The organism is Verruconatronum alginivorum (assembly GCF_056590205.1).
In genome coordinates this window covers 286,288-304,734 of the sequence record NZ_JBWPVQ010000001.1, presented here as the reverse complement: position 1 = coordinate 304,734, position 18,447 = coordinate 286,288, and the positions used below count along the sequence as shown (strand labels likewise).

The following is an 18,447-nucleotide window of genomic DNA, read 5'->3' as shown; positions in this document are numbered from 1 at the left end:
GACAGGAATGTCTGTGTCACGCCAAGGGGAACGGGCTTTCCAGCCCGTTTTCTTCAGGACTTCGGTTTCGCCGGGAGTTGTCCGTTGGCGCGTTTGAACTGCATTTCGTATTGCTTGGGAGAAATGCCGTAAGTCGTCTTGAAGAGACGCGAGAAGGAGTGGATCGACGAGAATCCCAGCTTTTGGGCGATCTCGGTAATGTTGAAATCGGTGGTCTGGATCATCCGGGCCGCTTGGGTGATGCAGCGGGTTCGGATGTAACTGCCGAGACTGGTTTGTCGGACGTGCTTCCGGAAGAGGGTGCGCAACTGGTTCGAGGAATAACCCATCGATCCGGCCAATCGTTCGATCGTGAAATTCTGTTCTTGGTTTTGGTCGAGGTAACTGTTGATTCGCTCGAGTAGATCGTCCCGTTCGGGGTGGTCGGGGCGGATTCGTCGTCTCTTGGCGGGGATTTCGGGAGCGTCGCACAGGGAGAGGAGCAGACGGGAGAGATGGAAGGCCAGTGCCAGGGGAGATTTGGACCGGTAGGCTTCGAGCACGTCTTTCAGCAGAAGAATGTCGCGCTGCTCCATGCGGCGCGGATGGTTCCGCAAGCTTTCGATCCGGCTCGAATTGGGCAAGTCGAAGGTGACGGTGATCCAGCCGGAACGGTCCACTTCGCTCGATCCGTAATGGAATTGGTGCGGGAAGATCAATGCGCACTCGTCGGCTTCGAGTTCGTAATAATGATCGGCGATTTTGAGCCTGCTGCGGGAAGTGGTAGCGATATCGAGAACGAATCGCGGATGGCAGCTGCCCAGGCTGCGGCTGAGAACTTTAGGTTGGACCGGGAAGACGAGGATATTGTCGGGAGCCAGGTCATTCTGGATCCGTTGCCCGACCCAATAGCTGTCGGGGTAGCCGATCTTTTCGATGGCAGGCCAGAAGTCCTGGGTCGAAAAACGGCCCTTTTGACGGGTCTTGCTTTTGGAGGAATCAGCGATCATTCGATCCGGACTCTACGAATGCCGAGAGTGAATGCAATTATTTTGCAGGGAGGGTGACGGAGGAAAAACCGCCGGTAATTACGCATAACTCACGGCAAAAGGGCATTTTTTAGATTGAAAAGACAACAAATCGGAAATTTAACACTTAAATGAGTAGTCATTCTCGAATTCGGACGGCGATCGTCGGTTTGGGGCGGTCGGGATGGGGGATCCATGGCAAGGCGCTAAAGGATCGGAGCGATTATGAACTGGTTGCGGTGGCCGATCCGGATCAGGCGAGGCTCCGCGAATTCGGGGAGAAACTCGGTTGCCCCGGAGTCCCCACGATCGACGAAATCCTGGCGAAATCCGACGCGGAGTTGGTGGTGGTGGCCAGTCCGAATCACCTGCACGTCGAGGATGGAATGAAGGTCCTGGAGTCGGGCCGTCATTGTGTATTGGAAAAGCCGGTGGCGTTGAATCATGCCGACGCCCGGCGGCTGGCGGAGTGCGCGGAGCGAAAGGGCCGGAAGGTGTTCGCCCATCACCAGCGCCGCTTCAGCGACGAATTCCGTTTTTTAAAGGAGGTCATCGAGAGCGGGATTCTCGGGCGGATCTTTGAAATCCGCTTGGCTTGGGGAGGGTATACCCGGCGGAACGATTGGCAGACGTTGGTCAAATACAACGGAGGCATGCTCAATAACCATGGACCGCACGCGTTGGATCTGATTTTAAACCTGGCGGATTCGCCCGTCGAAACGCTCACGGGGGACCGGAAACATGTGAAGGACGCGGGCGACGCTGACGATCACGTGCATCTCTTCATGAAGACGGCCCGAGGGCAGATCCTCGATGTGATGACCAGTTCCTGTGTGGCGATCCCGCTGCCGCGAACGGTTTTATTGGGGGCTAACGGCACATTAGTGGCCCCGGACGACAAGACCGCCAAGCTCCGGTATTACGATCCGGCGGCGGCGGAACCGATCGAAGTGATCGACCGCCTGGCGCCGCCGGGAGTCGATCTCCGTCCGCAGCCGTTGCCATGGATCGAGGAAGAGCGGGAAATCAAGCCCGCGACCCCGGGAGGTGATTTTTACGACAACGTCGCCGGAGTTTTACGGAGAAACGAACCGATGGTGGTCAGTCTCGAAAGCGCGGTCGAAGTGGTCCGGATCCTGGAGATGGCGCACGGCCAGGGGAGGTTGTAGCGCCGCTCTGGGTGCTGCGGGAGCCCCGGTCAACACACCCCACCATGCTTGCGCATGGTCCCCCCTCAAGAGGGGATCAGCGTACAAGAAGTTCCCCTCTTATGAAACTTCACTGTTCATGCGGGTTGCAGGGCTAAATCGGAGGGTTGGCTTCCAGCCGACCTCACCCTGAAACGACGCCGACGGCGGACGGCAGGATGCCATCCCTCCCAGTGGCGAGGAAGTTTCATTCTATGTTGTCCCCCGGCGCAGCCCGGATATTGGCTCTTGAGAGAGGGGGACCGCTCGCCAGAGTGGTGGGGTGTGTTCCCGTTCCCCTCGCGCCGGGAGACCGCTCGCCCCATCTTCCTCAAAACCCTTCCGACTCGAGTAGTGCTCGGAGGTAGGCGAGGTCTTCCTGGGCGAACCATTCGCGGTCGCCGGGACGGGGAGCCTCGATGCAAACCGGTCCTTGATAACCGGCGGCGCGGCAGGCTTTGAGCAACATCCGATTGTTGATCACGCCGTCGGCCAAGCTGGTGGTGATCGGAGTCCGGACCCCTTCCACGGGAATCAGGTTTTTCAAGTGGACGTATTTGAGGTGGTGTTTCATCCCGGCGACGCAAGCGTCCAGCTTCGGCGGAGTCGGGAAGTAATATTGATTGGCCAAGTCGAAGTTGATGCCGACGTTTTCCCGATCGATCCGTTCGACGAATTCGACTGAGGCGGGAATGCTGTCGTGCAGGTAGAAACCGTGGGTCTCGAAGGCGAGCACCCCGTCGAAAGGACGGATGGCGTCGGCGACCTCCCGGTAGAACGCGACGTTGATCTCTTTCGCCCGTTCAGTGGCGATCGCCGAGCCTTGGTGCTCGTAAAGGGTGGGATTCAGCGCCGGGGAAGGGTTGCGGATCGGACTGGAGAAGGCGTTGAACAGGATCCCCGGGAAAGCGTCGCCGAGCAGCTTCACGGATTGAAGCGTCTCGTCGAGATGGCGGGCGACGGCGGCATCGTCGGCGATGTCGACCTGGAGGCCGAGGGCGACCACCGGCACGGTCAGTTTTGAGCGTTTTAAATCGGCGATGGCCGACTGGATGTATTCGACCGTCGGGACCCCCTGCCGGGAACGGCCGCGCAGCTCGATGCCGTCGAACCCCCAGCGTTCCGCTTTTTCCACGGCTTCGGTCACGCTTTGACCTTGCTCGCAGTAATTGATGTGCATGATGACGGGAGTCGATGAATGGGCCATGATGGAGATAAAGGTTGAGATCGACGTGGGCGGCGGAAAACCTTCCGGGGTTTTCCGCAACATCGTCGTCAAACGAAGGTCATACGAACAAGCGCCGCGGGACAGCAACCAAAAACACCCGAATTGGTAAGTTTTATTATTCTTTGCGTTTTTTGATTGAACCTTTGCGGGGAATTCTTTTATATCAATAAATAATGGCGCGACGTCACTTCCATCACCGAGGCTCCGTTCGTCGGATGCGGAGCCATAAAGGGTTCACTCTGATTGAATTGCTGGCAGTGATCGCGATCATCGGGATTTTGGCTACCGTGTTGATTGCAGTGGTGGGGAGCACGCGGCAGCGGGCTCATGCGGCGAGATGTATTTCGAATTTGCGCGAGATCGGCACGGCTAGTCTGTTGCATGCCAGCGAGAATCAATCGCGGATAATTTTTGCCACCCACGTCGGGGGGCAGGAGCGGTGGTGGCGGACGGAATTACTGCATGAGGGGTATCTCACGGAACTGGAGGTCGGATTATGTCCCTCCCTTCCGCTTGAGCCGGGCGAAACCGACATGTTTCAGGCCTATGGCATGCGGCGGTTTTCTCCTCCCGCGGAAACCCCGGAAGGATTTGTTAACCAAAGAAGAACGGTGGACGGGGTCTTGATGATCGGGAATTGGGTGATGGTGGACCAGATCGCCGACCCTTCCAGATTTCCTTTGTATGCCGATAGCGTGACCTCGCGGGACATCGGGGTGGCCGGACGCCGTGGTCGTCAGTGGCATCGTTTCAGCGCCGATCCGTCCGGCCTCGGCACCCACCAAGCCATTCATCTCCGCCATGGAGGCCGGGCCAATGTCTGGTTCCTCGACGGTCACATCGAGTCCTTGGATGCCACCGAGTTAGCGCAATACGGCATACTTTCCGGATTTGACGAGGAGATCAACCTGGTTGTCTTCCCGGAGTAGGCCGAAACTGGCCTCGATGCCCAAGAAGGGGAACCGCAGATGGGCGCAGATTTCCGCAGATAAAGGAGAAGGTTGGGGGTTTCCGTAGTCGGGTTGGCTTTGCCGCCCGATGGCAGCGGCGGCGGGGGGCGGTGAAGCGGGTTTGATGTAGGGCGTGGCGGGCGGTCTTCATTGGGTACCGAGTTTGGCGAGGAGGCCGCGTTCGCGGGCGTTGCCGAGCATCCAGTGGAAGAACCAGGCGGCGGCGGCGATCCAGACGAGGTTCAAGCCGAAGGCCCAGGCGAGATGGAAACGGGAGAGGGTTCCGGTTTGCACCACTTCCCGCATCCCTTCGAAAACATGGGTCGTCGGTAATGCCAGGGCCACCGGTTGCAAAAACGTCGGCAGGACGCTCACCGGATAGAAGACCGCCGAGAAGGGTTGCAAGAGAAAGGGAACTCCCCAGGCCAGCGCTTCCGCCGCCTGGCCCCAGCGGATGATCAGGGCGGTGGTCACCAGTCCGACCGCCCAACCGGTGACCAACAGGTTGATGAAAAACGGGACGAGGGAGAATCCCATCGCCAGGATGTCGAAGGAGTAAAAGAAGTAGGCGAGGAGGGAAAGGAAAGCGGTAGTGAAGGCGATCTTCACGACCGCGACCACCACGGTGGCGGCCAACATTTCGATCGGTCGTACCGGTGAAACGAATACGTTGAGGATGCTGCGTCCCCACATGTCCTCCAGAAACGGAAGGGTGACCCCTTGTTGGGATCGATACATGATGTCCCAGAAAATCATCGCGCCGATCAGGAAGAGGATGAAGGCGGGGGGATCTTCGGTCGCCTGCACTAGGTAGGCGGTGAGAAACCCCCAGACGAGGAGATCCATCACCGGCCAGAAGACGATTTCGAACAAACGAGGAAGGCTCCGTTTGTAGAGATAAGCGTAGCGGAGCGCCATCCCGGCGACGCGTCGGGGATTCATCGGCTCTCCTCCTGTTTCGGGTCGGGCTCGATCAGGTCGCCGCTCCGGGCGACGGCGATGAAAACCTCTTCCAGGGAATTTTGGCGGAAGTGGGCAACCACCTCGGCCGGGGTTCCGGCGCCGAGGATTTTTCCCCGGTTGAGGAAGAGAACCCGGTCGCAAACCTCCTCGACGTCCCGCATGTTGTGGGAAGTGTAGAGCATGGCGATGCCGCGGTCGCTTTGGATCTGGCGAAGTGTTTTGCGCAGTTTGTCGGCCATGTCGGGGTCGAGGCTGGCGGTCGGCTCGTCGAGCAGGAGGAGTTCGGGATCGTTGAGGAGCGCCTTGCAGATGTTGAGCCGGGTCGATTCGCCGGAGGAAAGGTGACCGCTGATCTGGTTGCGCAAATGGGTGATTTCGAAGAGCTCCAGAAGTTCGTTGGATTTCCGTTTCCAATCGGAGACGTTGTAGATGAGGGAGAAGATCCGGAGATTCTCCCAGACCCGGAGGTTCATCGGGAGATTGGTGTAGGCCGAGGAGAAATTGCACCGCTGGAGGATCGCGGTCCGGTGGTGTTCCATGTCGAGGCCGAAGAGACGGACGATTCCGGAAGTGGCGGTGGTGAGACCGAGCAGGATGTGGATCGCGGTGGTTTTGCCCGCGCCATTGGCTCCCAGCAGTCCGACGATTTCACCGCGTCCGACGGTGAAAGAAAGACCGTCGACGGCGGTGATGCGGCCAAATTGTTTGCGGAGATCGACCACTTCCACGACGGGATCCATCTTCAACCCTTATCAAATTTCCCTTCGGTTGGCGACCGGAAGGAGTGATTTTCGGCCATGCGGAGGGAGAACACACCCCACCGCTCCCAATAGGAAAACGGGAACACACCCCACCGCTCTTGCGAGCGGTCCCCCCCTCTCAAGAGGGGAACTTCTTGTACGCTGATCCCCTCTTGAGAGGGGGGGACCATGCGCGAGCATGGTGGGGTGTGTTTTCCCTCTCCGTCGCGGAATTCGTGTTTATTCGTGTCCATTCGTGGTTTTTCGGCTACGGTTTCGGGCATGAAGATCTTCGGAAAGGGTGGATTGGGAGTCGCGGTGGCGGTGGGATTCTTTTTGACGGCGGTGGCGGCGGCCTACGGTCAGACCCACAACGGGGTTGAGTTGGTGGAGGCTCGTTTGGTGGCCGATTCGAAGACGGTGGTGCCGGGACGTCCGGTGACGCTCGGGTTGCACCTGAAAATGGAGGAGGGATGGCACACCTATTGGGAGTATTCGGGGGACTCGGGGTTGCCGGTCACGCTCGATTTGCGGTTGCCGGACGGGTTTCGGACGACCGAATTGCAGTGGCCGTTGCCGAGGCGGATGGTGGAGCCGGGGGACATGGAAGTGTACGCTTACAAAGACGAAGTGCTGCTGCTGATGCGCCTGTTTCCCCCGGCGAAAATGGAGGAAGGGGGCGCGATCGAGCTGACGGGTTTGGCCGAATGGTTGGTCTGCGAGGCGATTTGTATTCCCGGGGAAGCCGAAGTTTCGTTGGAGTTAATGGTGGCCGATGAGTTGAAGCCGGCGAATACGGAGCTTTTCGACCGGTTCCGGAGTCAGCTGCCGGAACCGTTGCGGGGCCGGCCGGAGGACCCGGTGCGGGTCGAGTTGGCCCGGGAGGGGAGTCGCTTTCTCGCCCGCGTGGTGGAGGGACCGGATACGTGGGAATACGACTATTATCCATTGCCCGCCTCCAACACGGTGTTGGGCCATCCGGAAACCGTTTCCGGAAACGGCGTCGCCGCGGAGGTGCGGATCCCGATTTTCGCGGCCCCGGCCGGGCTGGAACGGTTGCCCGGGGTGCTGGTGGCGGAAGATCCGGCCACCGGAGAACGGCGCGGCTGGCGGGTCCGGTAAACGGGCGTGGGTTCGAGGTGATGAAACCGCCGGCTTACCCGCCTGACAAGATTTCGAATTCGGAGAAGCGTTTTACCGCCCGGTCGAAAGTCTGCGTCTTTTCAACGCCCGCGCGCTTGGCAGCCAGCGCGATCAGATGTTCCGGCAAATCCCCCTTGATCCGCACGCGCTCCAGCGCGAGAGTCGCATCGCCGCCCGACTGAAAAACAAACCGGGCGTCCGCCGTGAGCTTCATCAGGATTTCAACGACCGTCTCCGGGGAGAGTTGATACCCGTGCTGCAAAATCCAGAAGGTCTCCACCAGAGTTACATCCGCTATCCAAACCGGCACTCCCGCCTGTTCCGCCCGCATCAATTGTTTCCGGACGATTTCGAGTTGCGAAGGGTCGTCTTCGGTTAGATGACGGACAAGGAGATTGGTGTCCCATGCTTTCACTTCTGACGGTTTCGGTAGGAGGCAAGAGCACCCATTTTAATGGCGTTCTTGATGGCGGAGGATTTAAGCGGGGTGCGAGGGGAACCGAGATAGGCGGTGGCGGCCCCGTCCGACTTTTGCAGCGGAATTTTCCTGAGAATGTAAACGCCGTTTGCCGCGACTTCAAAGCCGAGTCGATCCCCCTTTCGCAGATTCATCGCATGCCGCACTTTGGAGGGGATGGTAATCTGGTTTTTACTGGATACCGAAGAAGTTTCCATTCCTTACTTTTCGTCAAAATGAAAGGCATGTCAATTCGATGCGGAACCAATTGTAAGCTGTTGTCATTTTCCTGAAGTAGCCTGATTCTGGAAAACGACCGGAGACGACCCGGCTGAATTGTGGAACGAATGGATAACTCCCGGCACCTTTTAATCGACGCTTACAACGTCATCCATCAGTGGCCGGAAACGCGCCGGGCGATGCGACGAGGAAGCGTTTACGCCCGGGAGAAGTTGGCGTCGGCGGTGCGGGTGATCCACGATCATGAGGGAGTCCGGGTGACCTTGGTTTTTGACGGTCAGGGCGAGGAACTCGAAGTGGAGCGTCCCGGCGGCCATCTGACCTTTTCCTACCTGTATTCGCCGAAATCGATGTCGGCCGACGACGTGATTGAACGTTTGGTCGGGGGAAGCGACACCCCGCAAAACTTCATTGTGGTGACCCGGGATCTGGCGGAGCGCCACACCATCGAAGCGCTCGGCGCAACGGTTTACACCCCGGACGACCTCCGGGCATGGGTGACCCGGACGGAACGGGCAGTCGCCGGAGGGTTGACCACCAAGCGCAAACAGGTCGATTTGGACTGGGGCAACAAGATTGATTTCAAGCGGGAGAAGGATGGATAAACCGCGGATTCCGAGACTGGCGCGGATGACTTCAAACTTGCCCGAGAATACGGAACCTGTTGGTATGGGATAAATGACGCGGGCTGCTCTTCTTCTCGGGTTTGCCTTCGCCGCCCTGTTGCGGCCGTCCGATGTATTGGGCGACTGCTCACTCGTCACCCTGGGCTTCCGGCCGCTCAACGACAGTGGAATTGGCTTTTATCAGGGATTTCGCACCGGACTTTACCCGGACGGTGCCAATAGCCTTCCGCCCGTGCATGCCGCAGCAGGGCTGGCTGCCGCACAGGAAGTTGTCCCCCTCAATGCCGAGGGGATGCCCGACCCGGTTAATGGCCGGATCGTGATGATCTCGGTTGGCATGTCAAATACCACGCAGGAGTTCGCCGTCTACAAGCAGATGGCCGACGCCGACCCGGCGAAAAATCCGCGACTGGTCATCGTCGACGGGGCTCAGGGTAGCCGTCCGGCCCCTGATTGGATCAATTCCTCCGCCCTCACTTGGAACGTGGTGGATCAGCGTTTGGTCGAAAGCGGCGTCACCCCGGCCCAGGTGCAGGTGGCATGGATCAAGCAGGCCCGCCGACGTCCTCAGGAACTTGGCGGTTTTCCGTTCCATGCCGAAGTCCTCCGAAACGACCTCGGCCAGATCGTCCGCGCGCTGAAAACACGTTATCCTAATGTCAGGATTGCCTACCTCAGCAGCCGTACTCGCGCCTATACCTTGAATCTGGACACATCCAATCCCGAACCGTTCGCCTATGAATCAGGCTTCTCGGTCAAATGGCTGATCGAGCGCCAGATGGAGGGCCTGCCTGCTCTTAATTTCGACCCGGCAAACGGCCAAGTGCTGGCTCCCTGGCTGGCCTGGGGGCCTTATCTCTGGATCGATGGCACCAATGCCCGCTCGGATGGTCAGGTCTGGCTCTGCTCCGACGTAGCGGGCGACTTCTTTCATCCTTCCCACGCGGGACGTCAGAAAGTCGCGCGGCAATTGACCACATTTTTCAAAACCGATCCGGCCGCCGCGCTCTGGTATCTAAAGCCTTCCGATCCTCAACCGCAGGCGACTATCTCGGCGAGCGTTTCGACCGGTATCGCTCCGTTGGAGGTTCAGTTCACCGCTTCCGCCAGTTCCTCCGCCGAAGAGATCGTCGAATACGCCTGGAGTTTTGATGATGGAGGAAGCTCCCTCCACCAGAATCCAGTCAAGTTTTTCCCGACCCCTGGGTTCTACAACGTTCGCTTGACGGTTTCGGACAGTGCTGGGAACACTGCTCGGCTGGAGCACCCGATTGAAGTGAAGACAGATTACCACGCTTGGCGGACCCTCCTCTTCGACGGCGCACCTGGATCGGGACCGCTGGAGGACCCGGATGGCGACGGTAGGGTCAATCTGCTGGAATACTGGTCGGGCACCAATCCGCGCCTCGCAGAGGCTCCTCGGTATACAATCCGCCGGACCAGGAACGGGGAGATCGAATGGATTTTTTCGCGGGTGCGTTATGCCGCTGATCTTGAATACATGATCGAGGCGGCCGGGAATGTCACCGGTCCCTGGGTGTCGCTGCCGGTTGCGGAAGAAATCATTGATGCCGGCACGATGGTGGAGACGGTCCGGGTGACGGTTCCCGGCCACGGCCCCCACCGTTTTTTTCGCCTGCATTTGAACCGCGTCAACTAATCCCCGCGGCCATTGGGGCTGGAATCCCGGCGGCGTCTTAAGAAAGGCCAGTGGAAGAAAGTCTTCGCCACTCTTAATGAACATCTCGAACCGAGCGACCGCCCCGATGAAGAGGCTCCGGGTGCGGCGCGCTTGGCGCTACATGCCACATTCTGCAAAGCCGCATGAAGAAAAACCGAATGACCTGGACGCTCGAAAATGCCGAACCCAAGGTTCAACTACGCGTCATGTGCGCAAACGGAAAATGGGAGGATTACTGGCGCGAACAAGCTGCCGCATGAATCTCACCCCTTTCGATCGCGTGGCGCCCAATCGCTCGCCTTCAGATACTTACAAAGGTAATCGGTCTTGCCCGCGCTGCGCATCCAGATCACCGCGTGGGCCTTGTCGCGAACCTTTGGCAGCCACGCCTCCCCGCCGGAATTTCGGAGGAAAGCCTCGCTCCAGCCGTCCCCCAACTTTTCGTCAATCGTTCGCCTTAATTGGCTTCCAAACAGACCATAAAACGTGAAGTTCGGTTTTCCTTAGAGTCTGAGTTGAGGACGATGTGAAGCAGTAAGGAAGTCGATTGAAAAAGGAAAGTTAAGCCCTCTGATTTGAGCGGGCCCTAAACGCAGTCGGAGGACCGGCGGCGACGACGCATGAGGATCGCGGCAATCGAAAACATACCGGCGAGCAATGCATAAATACGCGGCTCGGGGATGTAGGTTAGATACAGGTCGCCCCCGTCGGTGCTCAGGAAGAATTCCCAGCCGTTCGGGATCGTGTTGTGCGACGTGAACTGCGTTGTATTCAAAAATATCGACGCGAGCGATCCGGTAATCGCGCCGGCGGTGGCGATCAGCCATTGGTAGGTTCCGTTCGGATCGAAATCGGTGAGCGCGCTGGGCTCGTTGCTCGTTCCCAGTGAAATCAGCGTAATCGTGAAGGGGTTCTCCTCCGTCGCAGTGATCGAGAGCGTATTCAACACGTTGAACAAATCCCAACCGGGATCGTCGCCCACGGTCCCATTTGCGAGGTTGATCTCCCACTGGTAATTTCCGTCTTCGCCCCATTCGGCGCTCCCAACGGTCAGTGTTCCCGGGCTCGCCCCGGGGGCGAGCGTGCCGCCGTCGAAGATCGAGACCGCGCCGCCGATCGCGCCGGTGCCGCCGAGGATGCCGGGTCCCGAGACGTTGACCGCCGCGGCGCCCGTGGCGCTGCCGGTCGCGTTCGAAACCAAAAGGCTTCCGTTCGTCACGACGATCTCGCCGAAAAAATCTCCTTCCTCGCTCAACAGAAGCCGCCCGGCTCCCTCCTGGCGGAGCGCGCCCGCTCCCCGCAAGGGTCCGTGGGATACAATTTCGCCGCCGCCGGTAAAGACGACTTCTCCCGCGATTACGAGCTCGGATGTTAATTCCGTGCGCGCCCCGCTTGCCGCCACGCGGTCGCCGGTGCTCAATCGCAGCGTTTGGCCGTCCACGGGCGTCACCTTCATGGCGATGCTCCAGCTCTCCAGGCGCGCCTCGCCTCCGGTGGACTCGTGAGACAGAAAAAGTTGCAACTGGCCCGAGGCGGCGCTGCCGTCGAAGGAGCTGAGCATCGCGGTGCGTGGATGGGTATCGACGACGTCCTCCGGTAGCGCCGCGCGGCCGCTCGGCTGCCATTCGCCAGTCAATGGCTCCGCGCCGAGTGGGCCGGTCGTGTCCCGATAAACGTGGATGTCTCCGTTGGTCGCGGAATCGGAAAAAGTGACGTCGAAGCCATTGTCGAGGTAGCCGAAGGGCCAGGATGCGGTCTTGCCGACGCGGTTCAGCAATACCGCGTAGCCGCCCTGGTCGTATCCGAGCGCGACATACCAGTCTCCGTTCACCATCGGTCCATTGTGACCGGAGAGGACAAGGCCGACAGATAGATTCGAGATCGTCGCGTCCCGATAATCGAGGACTTGAAGGTTGAGCAACTCGCCTCCTTCCGGGACGGCGAGGCCGGTATCAAAAGTCCGTTCGACGGTGAGTGTGTTGGCGGAGGCGGCGATGGGGAGGAGGGCGGCGGAGAAAATGCTGAAAAGCTGCCCCTTCGACAAGCTCAGGGCCCTGAGCCTGTCGAAGGGAAATGCTGAAAAGCTGAAAGGCTTCATTATTTGTCGTTTCCTGATTTTCATTTGTCATTTCTCATTTGTTCGTCTTGATCCGTCCGACCTCTGACCTCCGACCTCTGTCTCCTGCCGTCTTCATATCCTGAAACCTGAAACCTGACACCTGAAACCTCCTTTACTCTCTAACCGCGCGGTAGAATCTCTGACTGAAACTCTCGGCGTCCTCGTCGATGTATTCGTAGAGTCCGGACGCGCCCGCCGTGGCTGTGTCGATGGTCGTCCAGGGCTGGGCGAGGTCGGAAGTGGCCTCGATCCGGTAGGACCGACCGGGAACTCCAATGAAGCGGATCCGCAGGTGCCCGGGGGTGTCGGGGACCAATCCGATGTCGCGGACGTTGTGTGTCTGCGCCTGGCTCGCGCCGCGCATCGCGATGTCGATCGTTCCGACGGTCGTCGCGCCGAAATGGTCCGCGATCGTAAAGGTGAAGCTGTCGGCGCCGTTATGGTTTGCGGGCGGGAGGTACAGCACCCAGCCTTCGCTGACGAACACTTGTCCGCCGGCTGCGCTGGAGGAGGCGGCGCCATCGAAATGGAGGGCGTCTCCTTCGGGATCGACGGCGGCGGCGAGCAACTCGGCGACGGTGATTCGCGTTGGCAGACCGGGAATACGCTCCAGGGTGACCGGGTCGATCGTCGGAGCCAGGTTCTCAACGGTCGTGAACTGTGCCGGGGAGCTCCGGATCGTTCCGTCCGCATTGGAAGCCACCAGCCGGTAATAATAGACGGAGCCGGGAGCCAGCGAATCCAACGCGGCCGATACGGGTTCGACGCCGGTTTCGGCATCGAGGTTATCCAGGGGAACGGCGCTGCCGAAGCCGCTGTCCGGTCCCCACTCGAAGTGGGCGGAAGTGGCGAGGGTATTGGCATACACGGAGCCGTGGAGCGTCCCCTCCGTTCGCGTCAGGCCGCCGGCGGCGCCGAGCGTCACGACGGGCGCGTCGTGGATTTGCGCGATGTAGCCGTTTCGGAGGAGGTAACCCGGGGTCGCCGCTTCGCCGATCCCGTGAATGCCGCCGAGGGAGGCGTGATTGGTGTAGTCGGCGCTCGCGGCGAGCTCGCCGCCGAAACCGAGGCTTTCGATCGAAATGGAATAGTTGTCGCTCGCGCCTGGAGCGGCGTGCGCGGCGGCGGCGAAGAGCAGGCCAATGAAAAAGACCGAATAATGAATGACGAATGAAGCCCGGAGCGCCGACATTCTTGTCGGCATCGCGCGTCTCGTCGCATCTCCACGCCGGGACGGACAGGAATGTCCGCGCTCCTCCGAACGCGCAGGAGTGAGGTGATTGGCGAAGCAAACTTTTGCGTGTTTGCGTTCAGCGTTCGGATTCCGTTTGGCGGTTTTCATCGTTCGCGGATCCGCTGTTTTCAATGCGCGAGAATCGTTCCAATGGCACTGATGGGCATCCATTGGCCGTCGCCGATGAACTGCAGTTCGATAGCGGCAAACTGGTATCCTTCCAGATAACCCGACACGCCGGCGGTGGTGCTGTCCTTCTGTGTGGGCGCGGAAGTGTAAATCTGGCCGCCAGTTACAGCCGCCGCGAACCTGGTGCCGTCCGCAGAAGAGGCGATAGCCCCCCAATTCCGGTCGGTCTCGCGCGCCGTCCACGTCTCGCCGAAATCGGTCGAGGTGTAAATCTGACCGAAGGCCACCACCGCCGCGAGAATGCCGCCGTTCGCGGAGGAGGCCACGGAACGCCAATTCCGATTGCTCTCACGCGCCGTCCACGTAACGCCGGAATCGGCCGAGGTGTAAATCTGACCGTTGACCACCGCCGCCACCAGTCTGCTGCCGTCCGCGGAGGAGGCCACGGAACGCCAATTCCGGTTGCTCTCACGCGCCGTCCACGTCACGCCGGAATCGGTCGAGGTGTAAATCTGACCGAAGGCCACCACCGCCACCAGTCTGCTGCCGTCCTTAGACGAGGCCACGGAAATCCAATTCCGAGAGTTCTCGCGCTGCGTCCAATTCCCGCCGGAATCGGCCGAGGTGTAAATCCCGCCGCCCGATACAACCGCCACGAGTTTGCTGCCGTCCGCGGAGGAGGCGACAGACGCCCAATTTTGATTATTCGCGCGCTCCGACCAGGTCTCGCCTGAATTTGTCGAGGTGTAAATTCTGCCACCGGATACAGCCGCGACCAGCTTGACGCCGTCCGAGGAGGAGGCGACAGACGCCCAATTTCGACTATTCTCGCGCTGCGTCCATGTCTCCCCTGAATTGGTCGAGGTGTAAATGTACTCGTTGTTTCTCACCGCGACCAGTTTGCTGCCGTCCGCGGAGGAGGCGATGGAGCTCCACCCGCCACCGTCGCCGCGCGAGGTCCACGCCAGGCCGGAAGGACCGCTCAGGTTGTTTCCAACCACCGATTGCCCGCTATTCTGCGCGACTTTCCAGCCGCCGGCGCCCGCTCCCGATACACGGACGACCTGTCCCAAAGCCGGCGAGCTCGGGAGCGTGACCGTCAATTGAGAGGCGCTGGCGGCCATGTAGCCGGTATTCGAGGCGGCCTGCTGGCTGGTCCCCGAAACGGTTTGCCAGGGCAGAGTGCCCGGCACGTTGGTCAGGCCCGCGGCGTTGTCCGCGGTCAAGGCACCATGGATATGCACGTTGCCGTGGAACGTGGACCCGCCGTCCGCGAAAAAGCTGATTTTTCTGTTCGAGGCTGCGCCCGCGCCAACGATGTCGAGCCCCTCGGTCCATCTCTGGTAGCCGATCTTCCCGGCGTTGTCTTCCTTCCCGGCGACGCCCGCGCCGAACTCCAGGGTATTGCTGCCGGGAATTCTCATCTCTCCATTGACGGTGAACGAATCGCCCAGCGTCACGTTGGCCTGATTGAGAGTGACAACCGAAGAGGGCAACCGCGCGAGGTCGATCGTGCCCGTGGCGATCTTTGAGGCATCCAGGTTCGGAATGCGCGCGGCATCGAGGGTGCCGGCAGTGATCTTTGAAGCATCAAGGTTCGGGATTTGCGCGGTATCGAGGGTGCCCGTGGTGATCTTTGCAGCATCCAGGCTCGGGATGCGCGCGGTATCGATCGTGCCGGTAGTGATCTTTGCCGCATCCAGGCTCGGGATGCGCGCGGCATCGATCGTGCCGGTGGCGATCTTTGCAGCGTCCAGGCTCGGGATGCGCGCGGTTTCGATCGTGCCGCTGACGATCTTCGAGGCATCGATGCCGGAAATCTGCGCGTCGCCCACCGAGCCGGCGCCGATCTGCGATTCGCCCATTGGCTGCCAGTCGCCGTTGCCGATGTATTGGAGGCGTAGAGTTGTGCCTGCCGCACCGGATATGGATGAGAGGGCTCTCGAGGTATAAAGGTGTTCATTCCAAACTCCGGCCACCAGTTTGTTGCCGTCCGCGGAAGAGGCGACGGAACGCCAAGACCGATTGCTCTCGCGCGCCGTCCACGTCACGCCCGAATCCGTGGATGTGTAAATTTGTCCCCCATTCTCCACCGCCACGAGCTTGCTGCCGTCCGCGGAGGAGGCGACGGCCTGCCAATGGCGATCGTTCTCGCGCGCCGTCCACGTCACGCCCGAATCTGTCGAGGTGTAAATCCAGCCGGGCGATACAACCGCCACCAGTCTGCTGCCGTCCGCGGACGAGGCGACGGAACGCCAATTCCGACTGCTCCCGCGCGGTGTCCACGTCACGCCGGAATCGGTCGAGGTGTAAATATGACCGAAGGACGCCACCGCCACGAGCTTGCTGCCGTCTGCGGATGAGGCGACGCCAGACCACGCCAAAGCGCTCTCGCGCGGCGTCCACGTCACCCCGGAATCCGTCGAAGTGTAAATATGGCCGCCGGATACCGCGGCGACCAGCTTGCCACCGTCCGCAGATGATGCGACGGACGCCCAATTCCGGTTGCTCTCGCGCGGCGTCCACGTCACCCCGGAATCGGTCGAGGTGTAAATCTGACCGAGCAGAGTATTAATCAAAGTATCTACCGCTACCAGCTTGCTGCCGTCTGCGGAGGATGCGACGGAACGCCAATAGCGGTGACTCTCTCGCGCCGTCCAAGTAACTCCGGAATCTGTGGAAGTGTAAAGCTGACCTTGGAGCATCCCTGCTACGAGCTTGGTGCCGTCGGCCGAAGAGGCAACGGCTTCCCACACCCCTTGGATCGGAAGCGCTGTTGTCCACACCTCTCCAGGAGGGCCGAGGACACCGCCAACTAAGGACGAAACGGGGCTGGCTGAAACCGTCCAGCCCTCCGCGCCGGCGCCGGAGACCGTCACGATATCGCCAACCGCCGCCGACGTGGGCATCGTCAGCGTGGTGTGTGAATCGTTCGTCAGCAGGTAGGACCGGTTAGGCTCCGCGGTTTGCGCCGTGCCGGAGATCGTTTGCCACGGGGAAGCGAACGGCACGTTCATCAATCCGCTGCCGTCGCCGCTGAAACTTCCGCTCAACGTGACGCCTGTCGCGGTATCGGTGAGGACCTCGGAAGGTAAGCGATCCAGCGACAACGTTCCGCTACCAATCTTCGACGCGTCGAGGCTGGGGATTCGCGCCACGTCTAACGCGCCACTGCCAATCTTCGAGGCGTCGAGGCTCGAGATTCGCGCCGCGTCCAACGTTCCACTGTTAATCTTTGAGGCATCCAGATTCGGGATCTGCGCCGCCGTCAATCCAGTCAGACCGGAACCGTCGCCGAAGAACGTGCCGGTCGCGGTGACCGATCCGACGACGTCCAATGCCGTCGCGGGTGTGGCTTTGCCGATGCCGACCTTTCCGTTGTCCAGCGTCAGGGTGAGCAGGCTGCCCGTGCCCGGTCCGGACGATCCGGCGGCAGTGGAGGAAGTGTTCACGAAGAAATCGATGGCGTTGCCCGAGGCCGCGCCTGCACCGTTGTGACGTGTCCTGATCCAGTGGCGATAACCGCCCGTGTGATAGGCAAAGGCCATAGCCTTTTGATCGCTGCCGCCGGCATTGTCCGCGCCGGCCTGGATTTCGACGCGGGCCTGGGGATTGGCCGAGAAGAAACCGGTGTTGGCGTTGAAAACGTTCGCGCCCGCCCACGTGTTGGCCGTCCCCAGTCGCCCGAACGCGGTGCTGGACAAGCCATTCAGCAAAATGGCGTTTACGCTATTCAGGCCGGCGCCGCTGCCGCTGAACGTTCCGCTCAACGTGACGCCTGTGGCTCCGTCGGTCAGAACGTTCGAGGGCAATCGCGCCAGCGGGAGCGTGCCGCTGGAGATATTCGATGCGTCGAGACCGGTCAAACCCGCGCCGTCGCCGGAAAAGGCGCTCGCCGCGATGGCGCCGGTGAAGGTGGGGCTGCTGTCGAGAGTTGCCAGGCCGGCGGCGAACGCCGGATCGAGCTGGCTGGCGCCGATCGCGCCCTCCGCCACCGCCGCGGCCTCGTCGGCGATCGCGGCGCGCATGGCATACGGGGCCGCGCTGAGACGCTGGTCCGGGCTGAGTTGCTGAAAGCCATGCACCCCGTCGTTGAACCAGACGCGCAGGCGCAGGTCGTCCGCGGAGAAAACGTCCGGCGGCAGCGCGGTCATGTTGTCGAGACTGGTGTCGCCCAGTCGCACGGAATAGAGACCGCGGACCACGGAAAGGGCCACGGCGTCGGCCGGCTCGCTTCCCGCGGCGCTGGAGCCGTCGTTGCTCCAATGACTGGTCGCGCCGGTCGAGTCGACGAGGGCGAACTTGAAGTGCCCCGTCCCCTCGAAGACGACGTCGCCGACGGAGGCGCGTCCCTGGTAATTCAGAACCGGCTCGATCGCAGCCGCGAGGGACCACGAGAACAAGAGGACTCCGTACACCAGGAGCCGCAGATGCAAAGCAGTTGTTTTCATTGGGAGGGAAGAAGTGGCTAAAGCCCAGGGACACTAATGCTGACCAGCGAAACAGGTCTGAATCCAGACGGCGCGGCTTTTGAAAACCCCGCGAAGGCAATCGAGCTTTTTTACCCAGTTAGATCCAGGCTGGCCGGGGAAAAGAATCCGACACTCGTTTACCATTACGCGTAGATTGGCAAAGATTATGCGGATATTGTCAATATAGAATCCGATTAAACGCACTGGGACAAACTCAACCTATACCAAGGGGGGGCCTCGGTGCAGAAACCGTCTCACGGAGGGACTACAA

At 60.4% G+C, this 18,447-nt stretch carries 14 protein-coding genes; 5 read left to right on the top strand and 9 right to left on the bottom strand.

Going from position 1 to position 18,447, the window contains the following annotated elements; all coding sequences use genetic code 11:
* Positions 1–53: 53 nt before the first annotated feature.
* Complete coding sequence (locus ACWUI2_RS01015; RefSeq protein ID WP_486981005.1) at positions 54–989, bottom strand: helix-turn-helix transcriptional regulator; 936 nt, start codon at positions 987–989, stop codon at positions 54–56.
* Between the two features lie 149 nt (positions 990–1,138).
* On the opposite strand from ACWUI2_RS01015, the gene ACWUI2_RS01010 reads away from it, so the two are divergent.
* Entirely contained in the window at positions 1,139–2,176 is a 1,038-nt protein-coding gene (locus ACWUI2_RS01010) for a Gfo/Idh/MocA family protein (protein ID WP_486981004.1), read from the top strand.
* A 349-nt stretch (positions 2,177–2,525) separates the two neighbouring features.
* On the opposite strand, the gene ACWUI2_RS01005 is transcribed toward ACWUI2_RS01010, so the two are convergent.
* Entirely contained in the window at positions 2,526–3,401 is an 876-nt protein-coding gene (locus ACWUI2_RS01005; RefSeq protein ID WP_486981003.1) for a sugar phosphate isomerase/epimerase family protein, read from the bottom strand.
* Between the two features lie 236 nt (positions 3,402–3,637).
* On the opposite strand from ACWUI2_RS01005, the gene ACWUI2_RS01000 reads away from it, so the two are divergent.
* Positions 3,638–4,351, top strand: a complete 714-nt coding sequence (locus ACWUI2_RS01000; protein ID WP_486981002.1) for a prepilin-type N-terminal cleavage/methylation domain-containing protein — start codon at positions 3,638–3,640, stop codon at positions 4,349–4,351.
* A gap of 168 nt (positions 4,352–4,519) precedes the next feature.
* Here the strand turns inward: ACWUI2_RS01000 and ACWUI2_RS00995 are convergent, their stop codons facing one another.
* Both ACWUI2_RS00995 and ACWUI2_RS00990 read right to left on the bottom strand, forming a co-directional pair.
* Entirely contained in the window at positions 4,520–5,314 is a 795-nt protein-coding gene (locus tag ACWUI2_RS00995; protein WP_486981001.1) for an ABC transporter permease, read from the bottom strand.
* Positions 5,311–6,075 (bottom strand): ABC transporter ATP-binding protein, encoded by a 765-nt coding sequence (locus ACWUI2_RS00990; protein ID WP_486981000.1) that lies wholly within the window; start codon positions 6,073–6,075, stop codon positions 5,311–5,313. Before ACWUI2_RS00990 ends, ACWUI2_RS00995 begins: the two co-directional genes overlap by 4 nt.
* 282 nt (positions 6,076–6,357) lie before the next feature.
* Here ACWUI2_RS00990 and ACWUI2_RS00985 point away from each other — a divergent pair, with 282 nt between their 5' ends.
* Positions 6,358–7,197 carry a protein-disulfide reductase DsbD domain-containing protein gene (locus tag ACWUI2_RS00985; protein WP_486980999.1) on the top strand — a complete coding sequence of 280 codons (840 nt, stop codon included), beginning with the start codon at positions 6,358–6,360 and terminating at the stop codon, positions 7,195–7,197.
* Between the two features lie 34 nt (positions 7,198–7,231).
* On the opposite strand, the gene ACWUI2_RS00980 is transcribed toward ACWUI2_RS00985, so the two are convergent.
* Together ACWUI2_RS00980 and ACWUI2_RS00975 are read right to left on the bottom strand one after the other, a co-directional pair.
* Positions 7,232–7,633, bottom strand: a complete 402-nt coding sequence (locus ACWUI2_RS00980) for a type II toxin-antitoxin system VapC family toxin (protein ID WP_486980998.1) — start codon at positions 7,631–7,633, stop codon at positions 7,232–7,234.
* Positions 7,630–7,893: an AbrB/MazE/SpoVT family DNA-binding domain-containing protein gene (locus tag ACWUI2_RS00975; RefSeq protein WP_486980997.1), complete on the bottom strand. Its 264-nt coding sequence runs from the start codon at positions 7,891–7,893 to the stop codon at positions 7,630–7,632. The genes ACWUI2_RS00980 and ACWUI2_RS00975 overlap by 4 nt, the downstream gene beginning before the upstream one ends.
* A gap of 129 nt (positions 7,894–8,022) precedes the next feature.
* Here ACWUI2_RS00975 and ACWUI2_RS00970 point away from each other — a divergent pair, with 129 nt between their 5' ends.
* Both ACWUI2_RS00970 and ACWUI2_RS00965 read left to right on the top strand, forming a co-directional pair.
* Positions 8,023–8,520, top strand: a complete 498-nt coding sequence (locus tag ACWUI2_RS00970; RefSeq protein ID WP_486980996.1) for an NYN domain-containing protein — start codon at positions 8,023–8,025, stop codon at positions 8,518–8,520.
* Positions 8,521–8,593: 73 nt separating this feature from the next.
* Positions 8,594–10,201, top strand: a complete 1,608-nt coding sequence (locus tag ACWUI2_RS00965) for a PKD domain-containing protein (protein WP_486980995.1) — start codon at positions 8,594–8,596, stop codon at positions 10,199–10,201.
* Between the two features lie 607 nt (positions 10,202–10,808).
* Here the strand turns inward: ACWUI2_RS00965 and ACWUI2_RS00960 are convergent.
* The 3 genes from ACWUI2_RS00960 to ACWUI2_RS00950 all read right to left on the bottom strand — a co-directional run bounded on the left by ACWUI2_RS00960 (position 10,809) and on the right by ACWUI2_RS00950 (position 18,155).
* Entirely contained in the window at positions 10,809–12,266 is a 1,458-nt protein-coding gene (locus ACWUI2_RS00960) for a hypothetical protein (protein WP_486980994.1), read from the bottom strand.
* A 187-nt stretch (positions 12,267–12,453) separates the two neighbouring features.
* Positions 12,454–13,545, bottom strand: a complete 1,092-nt coding sequence (locus tag ACWUI2_RS00955; protein WP_486980993.1) for an Ig-like domain-containing protein — start codon at positions 13,543–13,545, stop codon at positions 12,454–12,456.
* Between the two features lie 158 nt (positions 13,546–13,703).
* On the bottom strand, positions 13,704–18,155 hold the full coding sequence (locus ACWUI2_RS00950) for a hypothetical protein (RefSeq protein ID WP_486980992.1): 4,452 nt from the start codon (positions 18,153–18,155) through the stop codon (positions 13,704–13,706).
* Positions 18,156–18,447: the final 292 nt, after the last annotated feature.

Bases quoted from the DNA above. Each gene is read 5' to 3' on its own strand.
- ACWUI2_RS01015 (WP_486981005.1), bottom strand. From the start codon at position 989: ATGATCGCTGATTCCTCCAAAAGCAAGACCCGTCAAAAGGGCCGTTTT.
- ACWUI2_RS01010 (WP_486981004.1), top strand. From the start codon at position 1,139: ATGAGTAGTCATTCTCGAATTCGGACGGCGATCGTCGGTTTGGGGCGG.
- ACWUI2_RS01005 (WP_486981003.1), bottom strand. From the start codon at position 3,401: ATGGCCCATTCATCGACTCCCGTCATCATGCACATCAATTACTGCGAG.
- ACWUI2_RS01000 (WP_486981002.1), top strand. From the start codon at position 3,638: ATGCGGAGCCATAAAGGGTTCACTCTGATTGAATTGCTGGCAGTGATC.
- ACWUI2_RS00995 (WP_486981001.1), bottom strand. From the start codon at position 5,314: ATGAATCCCCGACGCGTCGCCGGGATGGCGCTCCGCTACGCTTATCTC.
- ACWUI2_RS00990 (WP_486981000.1), bottom strand. From the start codon at position 6,075: ATGGATCCCGTCGTGGAAGTGGTCGATCTCCGCAAACAATTTGGCCGC.
- ACWUI2_RS00985 (WP_486980999.1), top strand. From the start codon at position 6,358: ATGAAGATCTTCGGAAAGGGTGGATTGGGAGTCGCGGTGGCGGTGGGA.
- ACWUI2_RS00975 (WP_486980997.1), bottom strand. From the start codon at position 7,893: ATGGAAACTTCTTCGGTATCCAGTAAAAACCAGATTACCATCCCCTCC.
- ACWUI2_RS00970 (WP_486980996.1), top strand. From the start codon at position 8,023: ATGGATAACTCCCGGCACCTTTTAATCGACGCTTACAACGTCATCCAT.
- ACWUI2_RS00965 (WP_486980995.1), top strand. From the start codon at position 8,594: ATGACGCGGGCTGCTCTTCTTCTCGGGTTTGCCTTCGCCGCCCTGTTG.
- ACWUI2_RS00955 (WP_486980993.1), bottom strand. From the start codon at position 13,545: ATGCCGACAAGAATGTCGGCGCTCCGGGCTTCATTCGTCATTCATTAT.
- ACWUI2_RS00950 (WP_486980992.1), bottom strand. From the start codon at position 18,155: ATGAAAACAACTGCTTTGCATCTGCGGCTCCTGGTGTACGGAGTCCTC.